Origin of the sequence: Hymenobacter ruricola (genome assembly GCF_015694525.1) — a bacterium.
Classification (GTDB): domain Bacteria; phylum Bacteroidota; class Bacteroidia; order Cytophagales; family Hymenobacteraceae; genus Hymenobacter; species Hymenobacter ruricola.
Map to the genome: position 1 here is coordinate 280,260 of NZ_JADQDM010000002.1, position 15,706 is coordinate 295,965.

At 62.2% G+C, this 15,706-nt stretch carries 12 protein-coding genes; 9 read left to right on the forward strand and 3 right to left on the reverse strand.

Going from position 1 to position 15,706, the window contains the following annotated elements; translation table 11 throughout:
- Positions 1–109: 109 nt before the first annotated feature.
- Complete coding sequence (locus I2H31_RS05245; RefSeq protein WP_196291952.1) at positions 110–997, reverse strand: ABC transporter ATP-binding protein; 888 nt, start codon at positions 995–997, stop codon at positions 110–112.
- A gap of 186 nt (positions 998–1,183) precedes the next feature.
- On the opposite strand from I2H31_RS05245, the gene I2H31_RS25450 reads away from it, so the two are divergent.
- The 5 genes from I2H31_RS25450 to I2H31_RS05265 all read left to right on the forward strand — a co-directional run bounded on the left by I2H31_RS25450 (position 1,184) and on the right by I2H31_RS05265 (position 6,284).
- Positions 1,184–1,318: a hypothetical protein gene (locus I2H31_RS25450; protein ID WP_262489791.1), complete on the forward strand. Its 135-nt coding sequence runs from the start codon at positions 1,184–1,186 to the stop codon at positions 1,316–1,318.
- Positions 1,319–1,546: 228 nt separating this feature from the next.
- A complete protein-coding gene (locus tag I2H31_RS05250) occupies positions 1,547–2,179 on the forward strand; it encodes an FKBP-type peptidyl-prolyl cis-trans isomerase (protein ID WP_196291953.1) in 633 nt (210 codons plus the stop codon).
- A 102-nt stretch (positions 2,180–2,281) separates the two neighbouring features.
- Positions 2,282–2,950, forward strand: coding sequence for a hypothetical protein (locus tag I2H31_RS05255; protein WP_196291954.1), 669 nt, complete (start codon positions 2,282–2,284; stop codon positions 2,948–2,950).
- 108 nt (positions 2,951–3,058) lie between these two features.
- The gene (locus I2H31_RS05260) at positions 3,059–5,017 is read left to right on the forward strand and encodes a KUP/HAK/KT family potassium transporter (RefSeq protein WP_196291955.1); all 1,959 of its coding nucleotides are present in this window, start codon (positions 3,059–3,061) and stop codon (positions 5,015–5,017) included.
- Positions 5,018–5,201: 184 nt separating this feature from the next.
- Positions 5,202–6,284 carry a hypothetical protein gene (locus I2H31_RS05265; RefSeq protein ID WP_196291956.1) on the forward strand — a complete coding sequence of 361 codons (1,083 nt, stop codon included), beginning with the start codon at positions 5,202–5,204 and terminating at the stop codon, positions 6,282–6,284.
- 107 nt (positions 6,285–6,391) lie between these two features.
- On the opposite strand, the gene I2H31_RS05270 is transcribed toward I2H31_RS05265, so the two are convergent.
- Positions 6,392–8,212: a M61 family metallopeptidase gene (locus I2H31_RS05270; RefSeq protein WP_230687487.1), complete on the reverse strand. Its 1,821-nt coding sequence runs from the start codon at positions 8,210–8,212 to the stop codon at positions 6,392–6,394.
- A 129-nt stretch (positions 8,213–8,341) separates the two neighbouring features.
- On the opposite strand from I2H31_RS05270, the gene I2H31_RS05275 reads away from it, so the two are divergent.
- The 3 genes from I2H31_RS05275 (at position 8,342) to I2H31_RS05285 (ending at position 11,095) form a co-directional block, all read left to right on the forward strand.
- Positions 8,342–9,214 carry a C40 family peptidase gene (locus I2H31_RS05275; protein WP_196291957.1) on the forward strand — a complete coding sequence of 291 codons (873 nt, stop codon included), beginning with the start codon at positions 8,342–8,344 and terminating at the stop codon, positions 9,212–9,214.
- 620 nt (positions 9,215–9,834) lie between these two features.
- Positions 9,835–10,275 carry a DUF2147 domain-containing protein gene (locus I2H31_RS05280; RefSeq protein ID WP_196291958.1) on the forward strand — a complete coding sequence of 147 codons (441 nt, stop codon included), beginning with the start codon at positions 9,835–9,837 and terminating at the stop codon, positions 10,273–10,275.
- A 184-nt stretch (positions 10,276–10,459) separates the two neighbouring features.
- Positions 10,460–11,095 carry a hypothetical protein gene (locus I2H31_RS05285; protein WP_196291959.1) on the forward strand — a complete coding sequence of 212 codons (636 nt, stop codon included), beginning with the start codon at positions 10,460–10,462 and terminating at the stop codon, positions 11,093–11,095.
- Between the two features lie 81 nt (positions 11,096–11,176).
- Here I2H31_RS05285 and I2H31_RS05290 read toward each other — a convergent pair whose 3' ends face one another.
- On the reverse strand, positions 11,177–13,243 hold the full coding sequence (locus tag I2H31_RS05290) for a M1 family aminopeptidase (RefSeq protein ID WP_196291960.1): 2,067 nt from the start codon (positions 13,241–13,243) through the stop codon (positions 11,177–11,179).
- A gap of 174 nt (positions 13,244–13,417) precedes the next feature.
- On the opposite strand from I2H31_RS05290, the gene I2H31_RS05295 reads away from it, so the two are divergent.
- Positions 13,418–15,685 (forward strand): T9SS type B sorting domain-containing protein, encoded by a 2,268-nt coding sequence (locus I2H31_RS05295; protein WP_196291961.1) that lies wholly within the window; start codon positions 13,418–13,420, stop codon positions 15,683–15,685.
- Positions 15,686–15,706: the final 21 nt, after the last annotated feature.

Sequence of the window (15,706 nt, forward strand, 5' to 3'; positions counted from 1 at the left end):
ACGTCATGTCGAGTTGGTCGAGACATCTCGCGTGCAGCCGTAATCCAATCAAAGGATTTTACTTTCAGCACGCGAGATGTCTCGACCAGCTCGACATGACCGTGTTGAATCAAACCGCACTTGCCTTCTCCCGCCGCGCCAGCCGGTGGAAATACACGTCTTCCAGCGTGGCCTCGGCCGGCTGGAACTGCCCGTTGATGGGCTGCTCGCTGAACACCCGCACGATGGGCTGCCCCGCCACCAGCTTTGAGGAAATCACCTCGTATTCGGACTTGAGCTGCGCCAGCGCCGCCTTCTCGGTCTTGGTGCGGTACACCTTGCCCCGGATTTCGCCAATCACGTCGTTGGGCGAGCCAGTGGACACCACTTCGCCCCCGGCGATGATGGCCATGTTGGGGCACAGCTCGGTCACGTCTTCCACGATGTGCGTGCTGAGAATCACCACCACGTTCTCGCCTATCTCGCTCAGCAAATCCAGGAAGCGGTTGCGCTCGGTGGGGTCGAGGCCGGCCGTGGGTTCGTCCACGATGATGAGCTGCGGCGAGCCCAGCAAGGCCACCGCAATGCCGAAGCGCTGCCGCATGCCGCCTGAGTAGCCGCCCACGGCCTTTTTGCGGGCCGCCCACAGGTTGGTTTGCTGCAACAGGCTTTCTACCGCCAGCTTGCGCTCCCTGGCATCGCGAATGCCCTTGAGTCCGGCGAAATAATCGAGCAATACTTCGGCCGAAATGCTCGGGTACAGGCCAAATTCCTGGGGCAGGTAGCCCAGCACCTTGCGCACGGCTTCTTTCTGCGTCAGGACGTCAATATTGCCCAGGGTAATGCTGCCGGCGTCGGGCTCCTGCAGCGTGGCAATGGTGCGCATGAGGCTGGACTTGCCGGCGCCGTTGGGTCCGAGCAGGCCGAACATGCCGTTCGGGATGGTCAGCGTGACGTTGTGCAGGGCGCGCACGCCGTTGCCGTAAGTCTTGGATAGATTCTGAATGCGAAGCTCCATGCGTAATAAGCCGTTAAGGTGACTTAGCAAAAGTCTGTGATTGCCTGCCCGCATATATTTGAAAACGTCGCTTTTCCATTCTCTTTCGTCCCATCCCATCGAATTTTATGCTGCATGCATAACATTTTACTTTTTCCGTGCGTATCTTTGCGTCAGAATTGCCACCAGGCTGTTCCGCCCATTATTATGAAAAAGACCACTGCCCTCTCCTTCTCTTCCCTGCTGCTGTTGGGCGGCGTAAGCTACCTGGCTGCCAAACTGGCCGACCTGGACCTGACGTTCTTCTTCGACGGCGACGACGACCAGCACCACTACTGCTAACCGGAATTTGCCGCGAGGCAGCCTCCTGCGCCCCCTATTTCAAGAAAAGCCCGGCCCGAACGCCGGGCTTCTTTGTTGCGCATCCGGCCATTGCGACCGACGGCACCGGTTCGGCCCGGCTTTTGGAACTTTGGCCCGGCAACGGCGTAACCCGTGCAGCTATTCTTTCACCGGCAGTGCCTGCCTTGGCCAGGAAAACTCACTGCATCATTCCCCCTTTACCTGTCCATGAATCTCGATTCCCACCAAGCTCAGGTGAGCTACATCATTGGCCGCGACTTGGCCCGCAACTTTGCCCAGCAAGGCCTCGACCTGGACATTGACACGCTGGCCGGCGCCCTCAAAGAAGGCCTCCAGGGCCTCCCCAGCCGCCTCACCCAGGAGCAAATGCAGGCCGCCATGCAACAATTGCAAGAGCAAATGGGCGGCGCTGAAGACGAAGATGACACCCAAGACCCCAATACTATGAACAACAACAAAGCCGAAGGCGAAGCCTTCCTCGCCGAAAACGCCCAGAAGCCCGGCGTGCACACCCTGCCCAGCGGCCTGCAGTACGAAGTGCTGACCGAAGGCAGCGGCAAAAAGCCCACCCTGCGCTCGTCGGTGACCACGCACTACCACGGCACCCTGATTAACGGCAAGGTGTTCGACAGCAGCTACCAGCGCGGCCAGCCCGCCACCTTCCCCGTCAACGGTGTGATTGCCGGCTGGACCGAGGCCCTGCAGCTCATGGGCGAAGGCTCGAAGTACCGCCTCTACATCCCGTCGGACCTGGCTTACGGCAAGCGCGGCGCCGGCCGCGACATTCCCGGCGACACGGCCCTGATTTTCGACGTGGAACTCCTGAAAGTGAACAACTGAGGGACCGTCGGGGCGAAACCAACTATCGGTTTCGCCCCGACGACTACGGCCGTGCCCGTGTGGCACCGGCCCAGCACCACCCAACCGGCTGTTTCTGAGCCCATGAACGACCTCGAAGCCCAGCCCCCCGCTGACCAGCCCCCCGTGGCCCCGGAACCCGTTTCCGGGGCCGCTTTGCTAACGGCGCCGTCCGAACCGGCAGCCCATACCCCCGTCTATGCCCCACAACCGGCAGAGGTGCAGTTGCGGCCGTTGCCTTCGCTCCCGCCCCTCGTCAGCGAGGATGGCCGCGTCACCCTCACCGACACCACGCTGAGCGTGCGCGGCCAGGGGTTTCTGCTCCTGGAGCTGGAGCGCGCCGAGGTGGCGCCCGTGAAGTGGATACTGTGGTATTTGCTGGGCGCCTTGGGGCTGGCGGCCGTCATGATTGCCTTTTTGCAAAACTGGCTGCGCACCGGCCCGGCCATGTTCGGCATGGCCCTCACGGCGCTGCTGCTGGCCTACGGGCACCGCGGCACCAACCGCCTGCGCCTGCACCGGCTGGGCCGCGAAGCCGTCAATTTTGCCCTGCCCGGCGAAACACCGCCCTGGCAGCGCTTCACGGCCGAGGTAAACCGGCGCATCTTCCGCCTGCACGACCACGCCGCCCGCGAGGCCGCCGCCGTGCTGGCCGCCGCCGATGAAGCCATGCGGCAGGCGGCCCTGGCTGCGCAGGAGGCCGCCCATGCCGCGGAGCACGGAAATAATAATTCCTTGAGCCCCAACCCGTAGGCTCTCCGTGCAGCACTGCCGCAAGCGTACTCCGGCGGCTTGCCTGTTACCTTCGCGCGCCGTAATTCAGTTGGAGGCCACCGGCCGCGGCTATTCGTTATCAGTATCATGGATTCCAAACATTCGCACACCGCCATTTCCGGGGCGGGGCTCCTCATTGCGCTAGGCATTATTTACGGGGACATCGGCACCTCGCCGCTCTACGTGATGTCGTCCATCCTAAAAGGCGCCGTCGTGCCCGACCGCATTGACGAGCATCTGGTGCTGGGGGCCATTTCCTGCGTTATTTGGACGCTCACCCTCCAAACCACCGTCAAATACGTGCTGCTCACGCTGAACGCGGACAACAACGGCGAGGGCGGCATTTTCTCGCTGTATGCGCTGGTGCGGCGGCGCGGGGCCTGGCTCTCGGCCGTGGCCATCATCGGCGGCTCGGCCCTGCTGGCCGACGGCGTGATTACGCCGCCCATCTCGGTGTCGTCGGCGGTGGAAGGGCTCAAGAACGTCTTTCCGCAGCTTACACAAACCATTGTCGTTTACATTGTTATCGGCATCATTGCGGGCCTGTTTTTGCTCCAGAGCTTTGGCACGCAGATAGTGGGCAAGGCGTTTGGGCCCATCATGCTGCTGTGGTTCACCATGCTGGGCGTGCTGGGCGTGCTCTGGATAGTGCAGAACCCCGGCATCGTCAAGGCCTTTAACCCCTACTACGCCTACGATTTGCTGGTGCGCTACCCGAGCGGTTTCTGGCTGCTGGGGTCGGTGTTTCTGTGCACCACGGGGGCCGAGGCGCTGTATTCGGACCTGGGCCACTGCGGCAAGGGCAACATTCGCATCAGCTGGACTTTTGTAAAAACCACGCTGCTGCTCAACTACCTGGGCCAGGGCGCCTGGCTGCTGCAGCACCTCGGCGAGAAGCTGGACGGCCGCAACCCGTTCTATGCCCTCATGCCGCAGTGGTTTCTGCTCATTGGCATTAGCATCGCCACCATCGCGGCCATCATTGCCTCGCAGGCCCTCATCACGGGCTCGTTTACGCTGGTAGCCGAGGCCATCCGGCTGAATATGTGGCCCAAAGTGAAGCTCAACTACCCCACCGACGTAAAGGGCCAGCTCTTTGTGCCCAGCATGAACCGGCTGCTGCTGCTGGGCTGCATCGGGGTGGTGCTTTACTTCCAGGAATCGACCAATATGGAAGCGGCCTACGGCCTGGCCATCACGCTCACCATGCTGATGACCACCGTGTTGCTCTGCATGTGGCTGCGCATGAAGAAAGTGGCCCTGCCGCTGATTGTGCTGTTTGCGGTGGTGTACGGGCTCATCGAAGGCTCCTTCCTGGTGGCCAACATGATTAAGTTTCCGCACGGCGGCTGGGTGTCGCTGGCCATCGGGGGCACGCTCATGGGCGTGATGTACGTGTGGCTCAAGGCCTTCTACATCAAGCGCCGCCTCACGGAGTTTGTGCGGCTGGAGCCCTACGTGGACGCCCTCAAGCAGCTCAGCGACGACGACTCCATCCCCAAGTATTCCACGCATTTGGTGTTCCTGACCTCGGCCGAGCGCAGCTCCGAAATCGAGCAGAAAATCATCTACTCCATCTTCCAGAAGCGCCCCAAGCGGGCCGACATCTACTGGTTTATTCACGTGGATACCACCGATGAGCCCTACACCATGGAGTATAAGGTGACAGAAGTAGCCAAAGACGACGTTTTCCGCATTAATTTCCGGCTGGGCTTCCGGGTGCAGCAGCGCATCAACCTCTACTTCCGCAAGGTGATTGAGGACCTGGTGCGCAACAAGGAAGTGGACATCACCTCGCGCTACGAGTCTCTGAGCAAGCAGCACGTCACCGGCGACTTCCGCTTCGTGGTGCTGGAGAAGTTCCTGAGCATCGAAAACGACTTCCCGACGCTGGAGAAGCTCGTGATGCAGGCCTACTTCTACATCCGCCAGTTCATCGCCTCCGAAGACCAGTACTTTGGGCTGGATACGTCGTCGGTGAAAGTGGAGAAAGTGCCGCTGGTGATTGCGCCGGTGCGGGAGGTGGCGCTGAAGCGGATTAAGTAGCGGCTGAGCCGCGGGTGCATGACTCGATGGTGGCTTCTTTTTTGCGAAAGCGGCTGAACGCGTGAGACTCCAAACGAAAAGGGCCGTCCAACCGGACGGCCCTTTTCGTTTGGAGTCTCACGCGTTCAGCGTAGCAGCTGGTATAAATTCTACTATTTATTATTGTGAATCAGCTATAATTTTCATGAGCAACAACGACTTCATCAGTAGCTTGGTCAAGAAATTGGCTGCCACACTGCTACACGTATCCACCTTGCTCCTGCTCATAGCAGCGCCCTTCTGTATTTACGAGCTATTTCTGCAAACCACATTTCTAAGTGACTTAATCCCACATGTCAATACCACGCTTACCGAAGTTTTAGCAGATATAGGCGGCTTTTACGGCGGTGTACTCGGCCCCATTGTCACCGCCATTGGGCTTTACTTTATCTACTACACTTACCGCACCCAACTCAAGGAAACCGAGAGGGCCCAAATCAACAAGCTCTACGCGGACGTGCTAGAAGACATCAATAGCATTCAGTACCGCAAACGGGAAATAACGTTGGCTCAGAACGACAACGGGGTTTTGTTTGAAGGAGTCGACGCGCTGTTCAATTACGACGGCATCGACGGCTATATCAAAGACTCCGTGCTCAATCACGTTAATTTGATTGTGCTCTCGCTCAAGCAATTAATGGACAGAATTGAGAAAAGCCGGTTGCTCGACAAAAGAGCCAAAACCGAGCTCATGAACAAAGCGTGCCTGCTGTGTTATGCCAAAATTGCCTGGCCGGTGTTTCAGGGCATTTACCAACCGCACGGAGAGTACCTGTTACTCCATCCTGATTTCGGGCACCTGGATACTATGTTCTATACCTATGAAACCCTCACCAAACGGACGGTAAAACATTTGCTAAAAGAAAAGTTTATTCGCTTCAGCCAGTTAAATAATCCGGCCGCCTCGAAATCAACTGGGTTCAAACCCAGGTGGGCCGTGCTGCCCTTTCTGGCAGAAAGCCTCCCCGAAATTGTGAATCGAAAGACCATTCCGTTGGACGAGTGGCAGGAAAAAATGGACAGGTGGGTCCAAAACAGTTTGACACTGCATAACCTGTTCGACATCCAACTGCCCACCAATTCGCTGGAAGCCACCAATGCCGCTTACCTGGTCAGTTGGCGTGGCTTGGCCAAGTTCACCACGCATTCGGTAGTGAACGCGCTGCCCCTGCCCATTGGGTTTAAAGTTGCCATTGTCAGAAAATGCGGCAGCCTTTGGAAAATATAGTGCGTGGCTCCTAACCCGCTACAGCGCTACTTCCTTTTATAAAAAACACTCCTGGAAACGTCCAGGAGTGTTTTTTTGGTTTGACTTTTGGTTTGACTTGATATTCGTTACTTGCCCAGCCAGCGGGCCAGCACCTGCTGCTGCGCTGCCGTGGGGCTGGCCACGGGCTGAATCTGGTACTTCACGTCCGGGCTGGCCTGCATCTTGAGTTTCAGGTCGCGCGGGAGGCCGTCGCGGCGCACTTGCAGGGCCACCTCGTTGCCCACCGAGCCGCTCACCAGCGACTTCACGCTTTCTTCGCTGGGCGCCGCGCCGTTGATGAGCAGGACTTCGTCGTTCACGTTCAGGCCGGCGTTCCAGGCGGCGCCGTCGCGTAGCACCTGCGCCACGAGCAGCTTGCCGGTGCGGTTCGAAAAGTTGGCGCCCAGCGTGCCGTTGGTAGTCAGCGGCGCTTTGGTCAGCGTCAGGCCCGCGTAGCCCAGGGCCGTGGCGTAATCAATGGGTTTGGTACCGTACACGCTGTTTTTGAAGAACTCATCGAAGCGCCGGCCGGCCACCGTGGCCACGGCGTCCTGGTATTCCTGGTCGGTGAAGCCACGGCCGGCTTTCTTGTAATAGGTGTCGTAGAGCAGCCGGAACACGTCGTCGAGGTGCTTCTGGCCTTTGGTGGCTTCGGCGATGTTCAGGTCGAGCCAGGTGCCGATGAGGTCGCCTTTGGAGTAGTAGCTGATTTGGGTGTTGACGGCGTTTTCGTTGGGCCGGTAGTACTTAATCCAGGCGTCAAAGCTCGACTCGGCGGCCGACTGGATGCGATTGCCGGGCGTGTTTTCGACCTCGCCGATGGCGTTGGCCAGCTTGCCCAGGTACTCCTCGCGCGAGAGCACGCCCGCCCGCGCCAGGATTTGCTTGGAGTAGTATTCGGTCATGCCCTCGCTCACCCACAGCATATTGGTGTAGTTTTCCTCGTCGTAGTTGAACGGCCCCAGGGCCTTGGGCCGAATGCGCTTCACGTTCCAGAGGTGGAAATACTCGTGCGCTACCAGGCCCAGAAAGGATTTCATGCCCGCGTCGGTGTTGTAAGTGGTGCGGCCCACCTCCAGGGTGGTCGAGTACAGGTGCTCCAGCCCGCCGCCGCCGCGCTCCAGGTTGTGCACGATGAACAGGTAGTGGTCCAGCGGGTTCTGGCCCACCACGCGGTGCGCTTCCTCCACTACCTTCTTCATATCGGCCGCTATTTTGGCGTCGTCGGCCTGATAAGTGCCATACATGGCCACCTGGTGCGGGGTGCCGTTGGCGATGAATTCCAGCACTTTGTGGTTGCCGATTTCCATTGGCGAGTCGGCCAGCTCGTCGTAGCTGGCGGCTCGGTAGGTGAACTTGGCGCCGCCTGCGGCCGGGCGCAGGGCCGTGCTCACGGTGGCCCAGCCGGCGGCGGGCTGCACGGCCACGGTGCTGCCCAGCATCTTGTTGTCGGCCGGGTACATGAACACGCTGCTGCCGTTGAGGTAGCCGTGGTCGGCGTCGATGAACGAGGTGCGCACGCTCAGCTCAAACGCGTACACGCGGTAGCTCACCTGAAAATTAGCTTGCTTGGGGTGGCGCACCCGCCACGTGTTTTTGGAGAGCTTTTCCACCGCCAGGGCTTGCCCGCCGGCCGTGCGGGCCTGGAAGCCCTCCACGTTTTTCGAAAACTCGCGCACCAGGTACGAGCCCGGTGCCCACACCGGCATTTTCACGTCGGTGTACTCGGCCGGGAAGCCGCCCAACTCCATTTTCACTTCAAAATAATGCGTTTGGGGCGCCGGCATCGAGAGACTGTAGCGCAGGGTGGGCGCCGCGGCGGCGGGCGGGGTGGCGGCCACGGCCGGGCCGGCCAGCAACAGGGCCGCCGCGGCCTGGCAAAGCAACAAGGTGGAATTTCTGGGCATGAATACGGTTTGGATGGAAAGACGAGCACAAACGTACGCCGGTCGCCGCGGTTCAACCTACGGGGCGGGCGCACCGTTAGGCTCAATGGTGGCGCTTAGTTGTGCCCCTGGCTTTATCCATTTTACCTTATGCGCATTGTCTGGCTGGTTTTTGTGGGGCTGATTGCGGCCATGGCCCTGGTGTTGCCCCGGCTGAACCGGGCCCCCGGCCCCGCCGCACGCCCGGCCCCGCCCCGCGCCGCGCCCATGGCTCCCTCGTTTGCCGCCTTGCGCGAAGAACCGGCCCCGGCCCTGCTGGCCCGTGCCGACAGCGTGGTGGCCTTCGGGCTGGCGCAGCGGGGCACGCCGTATGTATTTGCCGGCGTGTCGCCCCTCACCGGGTTCGACTGCTCGGGGTTCATCATGTACACGTTTGCGCATTTCGGGGTGGCCGTGCCGCATTCCACGGCCCTGCTCATCGACGTGGGCCAGCCCGTGGCCCGCGAAGAAGCCCAGCCCGGCGACATTGTGGTGTTTACGGGCACGGCCAACCCCAGCACTACGCCCGGACACGCCGGCATCGTCATCTCGCCGCGGGGCGAGAAACCGCTGCGTTTCGTGCACGCCTCGTCCTCGCGCCGCGAGCCCTTCGTGAAGGTGAGCCAGGTGGAAGGCTCCGACTACGAGCGGCGCTTTATGCAGGTGCGCCGCGTGCTGGGCGGCAAGGCGGCGGCGGCGGCCAAAACGCCCGCTGCCAAGCCCTTGGCCGCGCCGCCCGTAGCGCCCTTGCCCACGCGCAAGGTGGCGGTGGAAGCAGCGCCCGAGTTGGCGGCCCTACCGAAGAAGCTGGCCACCCGGAAAGTGGCGGTGCATTCAACGGCCAGGAAGACCATCGCAAAAAAGCCAGCGCCCAGAAAGCCCGCTGCCAAAAAACCAGTGCCGAAGCAGAAGGCACCGGCCGCCAGACCCCAAAGCGCCATCAAAAGCACCCTCACCAGCGCTAAAAAGAATACCAGCCACTGAGCCAGCCCAGTCGGCCCGAACGCAGCGATGCCCGGCCTGCCTCTGCCGTCCCACTAAAGGGCGACTGGGCAAACCGGGCATCTAATCCTTCAAATCTTACCAAGCGGCGAAACTGGGGTACAGTTCCGGCGTCCACTTCTTACAGTAAGACCTGGCCGAATGTGGGAAGCCTTAGGAGCTGCCCCACGAAGCTGTTGTTAGGCGCGTACTGCGGTGAAGCGTACGACATTCGACAGGCATGGCAGGATTTGGTTGGGACTACTAGACATTTTGTACCTCCTTTCTTTACGTTCGACATAACACTTGCTCGCGCGGCCCAGCACCTTAGGGCTGCTTGAGCAAGGCCGTAGCACTCACTACTGAGCGGTAAAGTTAATAGCGGGCCGTAAGGTTCAAAATTTACCGGCTAAATTTTGCAGAAATAGGGGCTTGACAGGGCTTGCAGGCTGATTTACAGTGCTATTTATTTTAGCGCTTATGATGAAGAATTGCCCGCTGCGGGGCCGAATGGAAGTTGGCCGTAAACTTGCCTATTGCCAGGCGCAAACGTGCCCGGCGGGCCCTCCGGAAATTTTTTGCTTACCTTTTCCCTCCAAACCCATCCATTGCCCATTTCAACAATGAAAAAAACACTGCTCCTGCTCGTTGCCCTCGTGTTGGGCCTCACCCGCATGGCGTCGGCCCAAACCATGTCGCCGCTGGGCATTTGGACCAACGCCGAGAAGAAGGCCACGTTTGAGATATACAAGTGCGGCGACAAGCTGTGCGGCAAAATCGTGACCCTGACCGTGCCCAACGACCCGGCCACCGGCAAGCCCAAAACCGACTCGCAGAACCCCGACCCCAAGCTGCGCAGCCGCCCCCGCCTGGGCCTCGTGTTCATGCAGGGCTTCAAGTACGACGACGACAACAAGTGGGACGACGGCAAAATCTACGACCCCGAAAGCGGCAAGACCTACTCCTGCTACATGAAGATGGAAAACGCCAACACCATGGAAGTGAAGGGCTACATCGGCTTCTCGCTCATCGGCAAATCGCAGACCTGGACGCGGGTGAAGTAAGCGCCGCCGCTCAGTTTGCCCCTTACCAACCGCCAAAGCCGGCTTCCTTCGGGGCCGGCTTTTGCATGTGGCACGATATCGGCAAGCGCCGGCCGAAACCGGCCCAGCCGTGGCCCCAACCGTGCCGCGGCCGCCGAAACTATTTGCCCAACCGGGTGTTTCGACACCATTAACCTGCCGCCCCTTGTTCGATTTCCTCCAGAAACTGTTCCGCCCCCGGGCGAAAGCTGCGGGCGCTTGGCGCTCGGTGAAGCTGACGCCGGGCCAGGCCCGGCGCCACGCCCGCTGGGTGGAGCAGCGTGTGTTTCTGAACTGGCTCGGGCCGTACTACAAAGCCTACCACCTGCGCAAAGGCGGCGCCGGCGGCTGCCGCGGCCTGCGCGTGGAGCCGCTGCGGGAACACGGCCGCCAGGGCGTGCTGCTGTTTTTTGACGACAGCATCGGGCCCGGCAACTTCCGGCATTTCTATGAGCACCTCGGCGAGCGGGTGCTGGCCCTGGGCTACCACCGCGCCTGCGCCGACCGCGGCGTGCAACGCCGCGGCGGCCACACCGAAGCCACGCTCAAGCAGCTCTTCAAGCCCAACCCCACCGACTGCCCCAAAACCGGCCACTGCAACCAGCGCTTCGGCCTCATCACCATCGACCTGGTGGCGCTGAACGGCCAGCCCTTCTTCATCCGCCTCGCCACCAACGCCGTGCTTGACCCGTGCTTCACGCCGGCGCGCTCGTTTGAAGAGCTGTTGAAAACCCTGCTGGATGCCCCGCCCGCCGACCCGGCGACCCAGGCCCGCATCGGAGAATACCACGACTCTTTTTAAGATTTATTCGACAGGCATAAAAAAGGAAGCCGGCACTAGTGGCCGGCTTCCTTTTTTATGCCTGTTCAGTCACGTGGTAATTTATTCACGCACAAAGCGGCCCTGCCCCAGCAGCTGGCCGCCGGCTGCAAACAGGCGCAACTGGTAGAGGCCTGACGCCAGCGCGCGGGTATCGAGTTGCGGCTGGGCCGCGGGCACGGCCTGGCGCAGCACCACGCGGCCCGTGGCATCCAGCACCTGCGCGGTGGCAGCCCCAAAGTCGGGCAGTTGGAGTTGGTCGCGGCAGGGGTTGGGGTAGAGCGTGAGCACGGGGGCGGTGGCCGCGTCGCGGGAGGCCAGCAGGGTGTTGTCGCGCACCGGCGCCGGCCCCGGCAAGTCCAGTATCCACTGGTCGGGGTCGACGGCGACGCTGGTCACGGTGCCGCTCACGGTGAGCAGGTAGTTTTCGGTGGGGTTGGCCTGGTGCAGGCGCACGGTCTGGGTGGTGCCGTTCGAGAACGTGAGGCGGTAGTCGACGTCGGTTTCAAAGAACGGCGTGGTGCCCGGAACGGAGGCGGTTTCGGTCACGCGCAGCACGAAGTTGCTGCCGCCCTGGTTCCAGCGGCCGTTGAAGGTGGGGTAGCCGCGGCCCCGGAACCACTGTTGGAAGAAATAGCCCAGCGGCCGGCCGGCTTCGGCCTCGAACACGCGCTGCAGGTCGGCGGTGCGGGCCGTGGAGCCCCGGAACTGGTTTTGGTAGGTGCGCAAGGCCCGGAAGAATTTGGTGTCGTCGTTGAGCAGGTAGCGCAGCATGTGCACCACGCCCGCGCCCTTCTTGTAGGTCAGGTAATAATCGAAAATGCGGTTGACGTTGGTGGTGTCGGCCACGTAAATGCTGCCCGAAGAGGCTTGGGCGTAGGCGTGGGCGTTGTTCATCCAATTGCGGGCGTCGCCCGGCTGGCCGAACGCCTGTAGCGACAGGTACTCGCCGTAGGAGGCAAAGCTTTCGTTCAGCCAGATGTCTTCCCAGCTGGCGCAAGTCACGTTGTCGCCGAACCACTGGTGAAACAGCTCGTGGGCCGTGAGGGTGAACTCGAAGCCGTCCTGCGAGGTCATGGTCTGGTGTTCCATGCCACCGTAGATGGGCACCGTGGTGTGGCCGTACTTCTCGTTGGCAAACGGGTAGAGGCCGGCCAGGGTCGAGTAGTTTTCGATGAAGCCAGCCGTCAGGTTGATGTCGGACTGCCAGTAATTTAAGTAGCTCTGGTTGTAGACGTAGTTGACGATGGGGACGGCCGGCCCGCCCGCGGGGTGGGCCGTGGTGACGTATTCCACAAACGGCGCCACCGTCACCGAAATCAGGTAATAGTCGATGGGGTGGCGCTCCTTCCATTCGTAGCGCACCTTGTTGTTGGCCAGCGGCACGGTGCGCACCAGCACGCCGTTGGAGCCCACTTTGTTGGGCAAGGTGGTAGTTACCCACACGTCCGAAGAGTCGGCTTTGTCGGTGAGTACCTGCTTGCACGGAAACCACTCGTGGGCCGCGAAGGGCTCCGACAAGGACCACGTGATGTTGTAGGCGAAGGAGGGCGCGTTGGTGTAGGTGTCCAGGTGCACGGTATTGGTGTTGCTCAGGGCGTTGCCAATGGCGGCCGAATTGCCGCTGGGGGCCGTGCCGTGGTAGTAGATGCGGGCGTCGGCGAGGGTGCCGGCCGCCACGGGCTGGGCCAGGCCGGCCGTGGCGTCGTTGCCGATGCGGCGCAGCCCGGTGGCGCGGCGCCCGTTCACCACCACCGAGTCGACGAGGAGCGTGGGCGTGCCCGCGGGCGAGCCCACCGGCGCCTGGTACAGCTCAAACGCCAGCGAATCGAGGGCCTGCGCGCCGCGCACCAGCACGCGCATCCACACCATGCCGGCCACGTTCAGCGAGGTATTTTCCATCGCCACGTCCAGCTTGTAGTACTTCACGTCGTAGCGCTCCATTTTGGCGCGGTGGCGAATGGAAGCCGTAGCCGTGCGTGCCGCGACTTTAACGCGGCTGGCGGCGCACAGGCGGCCAGCGTTCAGGTCGAGGGCCGAGCCGGCCGTGCGCTGGGCCGACTGGGCGGCCGCTGGCAGCGTGCCCGCAAAAAGTTGGCTGATTACGAGAGCGTATAGAAATAAACGCATACGGGAAAGGGCGGTAACATTTTAAGTGAAAGGGTGGTTAGCCAACCGGGCGTTGGCCTTCCGAAGGTACGGCAAAGCGGCCCGTTGGCAAACGGCGCGGCTGGGCCGGAAGTTGGTGGAGGCGGCCGTATATTTCGACTTTAATTAGAAATTTTTACGCTTTTCCCGCTACCCATGTCTTTTTGCCTTCGTTTGCGGGGTGCGGCGCGGCTGGTTTTGCTGCTGCTTGTCGGGCTGCTGGCACTGGCCGGCCCGGCCCGGGCCACGCACATCGTGGGCGGCGAGATGGAACTGGTGCACAACTCGGGCGATTCGTACACGCTGCAGCTCAACCTGTATTTTGACGCCGTGCACGGCAGCGCCAGCGCCCTCGACGCCGACCTGACGGCCTCCATTTTCGACAAGGCCAACAACCAGCGAATGGCCAACGTGGTGCTGCCCCTCACCAGCAATACCTTCGTCAACTACACCAACCCCGCCTGCGCCGACGCCACCCTCAGCACCCGCAAGCTGGTTTACAGCAAAGCCATTACCCTCGCGGCCGGCACCTACAACAACCTGCTGGGCTACTACGTGGCGGTGGAGCGCTGCTGCCGCAACAACAGCATCAGCAACATTGTGGGGCCTGGCAACGCGGCCCAGGCCTTTTACCTCGAATTTCCGGCGGTGGTGCGCCGCGGCGCCCCGTTCTACGACTCGACGCCGCGCATCTTCCCGCCCCTGGCCGACTACGCCTGCCGCGGCGAGCTGTTTTACTACGACTTCGGCGGGCAGGATGCCGACGGCGACTCGCTGGTGTACGACCTGGTGACGCCCCTCAATGGCCACGCCAACACCAACACTCCCAAGCCCGCTGCGGCCGAGCCCGCCCCCTACGCGCCCATCACCTGGAACGCGGGGCTGGGCACGCTCAACCAGATTTTGGGCGCGCCCACGCTGAGCATCAACCGCGCCACCGGCCGCCTCACCGTGCGGCCCACCGACCTGGGCCTGTTCGTGTTTGGGGTGCGCTGCTCGGAATACCGGCGGGGCGAAAAAATTGGCGAAGCCCGCCGCGACTTTCAGCTCATGGTCATCAACTGCCCCACCAACAGCAAGCCTAGCCTGGCGCTGCTGCCGGCCCCCACGGGCTCGGTGCGCTACCGCCCGGGCCGCGACACGCTGAAGCTGGTGCCGGGCAGCAACCACTGCGTGCGCCTGCGCTTCACCGACCCCGACCTCAACTCCCGGCTCACGCTCTCGCTCAGCCCGGTGAATTTTTCGGGCTTGCTACCCAGTTTCAGCACGGCGTTCAGCGGCACGGTGCACGGGGTGGGCATGCCCGATACGCTCACGGCCACGCTCTGCTTTCCGGAATGCCTGAACACGCGCGGCAAGGTGTTTCTGCTGGACGTGGTGGTGGGCGACGACGGCTGCAGCCTGCCCCGGCGCGACACCGTGCGGGTGGCTTTCACGGCAGTGCCGCCGCCCAACTCCCCGCCCCTGCTCACCAGCACCGCGGGCCCCGCCCTGCCGCTGCGCGCGCGCATCGGCGACCTGATTAGCTTCGACCTGACCGGCACCGACCCCGACAACGACCCCGTGCAGCTGGAAATGACGGGCGTGGGTTTCAGCCCGCTGGGCCTGGGGGCCACGCTCTCGCAGAGCGCCGCCAGCCCGGGGCAGCGCGGCCGGTTCACCTGGCGCGTCGACTGCCGGGCCGTGGGGCCCGATTCGGTGTTTACTTTTCAGTTTGCGGCGGCCACGCAGCCCTGCAACGGCCAGCAGGCCGCCACGCTGAGCGTGCCCGTGGTGGTGCGCTACAGCAACCGGCCGCCCACCCTCGCCTCCGACCTGCCGGCGCTACAGCCGGGCCAGGACTTGCCGCTGGTGGAACTGCCGCTGGGCCGGCAGTACACGGCGCATTTCACGGGCTTCGACCCCGACCGCGACGGCCTGACGCTGCTGGCCACCGGCAACACCGGAGCCGGCAACGAAGGCGTGGACCTGGGCAGCGTGGGCATGCGCTTCGACGCCCGGAACGGAGCTGGTGCGGCCTCCGGCACGTTTCAATGGGACGTGAGCTGCGCGGCCGCCAACCTGCACCGCGACCTGGTGGTGACGTTTCAGCTCATCGACGCCACGTGCCGGCCCCTGCCCCAGCAGCAGCAGGTGCGCCTGCGGGTGCACAGCCCCGACACCGTGGCCGTGAAGCTCTACAACATCATCACGCCCAACAACGACCGGCAGAACGACGAGTTTCGCCTGCCTGAATTGCCGCCCAACTTCTGCGACTCGCAATTCATCGGCGTCAAGATATTCTCGCGCTGGGGCCAGCAGGTATTCGAGTCCGCTGACCGTGACTTCCGCTGGCCGGGCCAGGGCAGCAGCGGCATCTATTACTACTACATCACCTACACCGACGGCCGCCGGTTTCGGGGCTGGTTGGAGGTGAAGCCATAAGTCGGGATTGTGGCAAGTCGG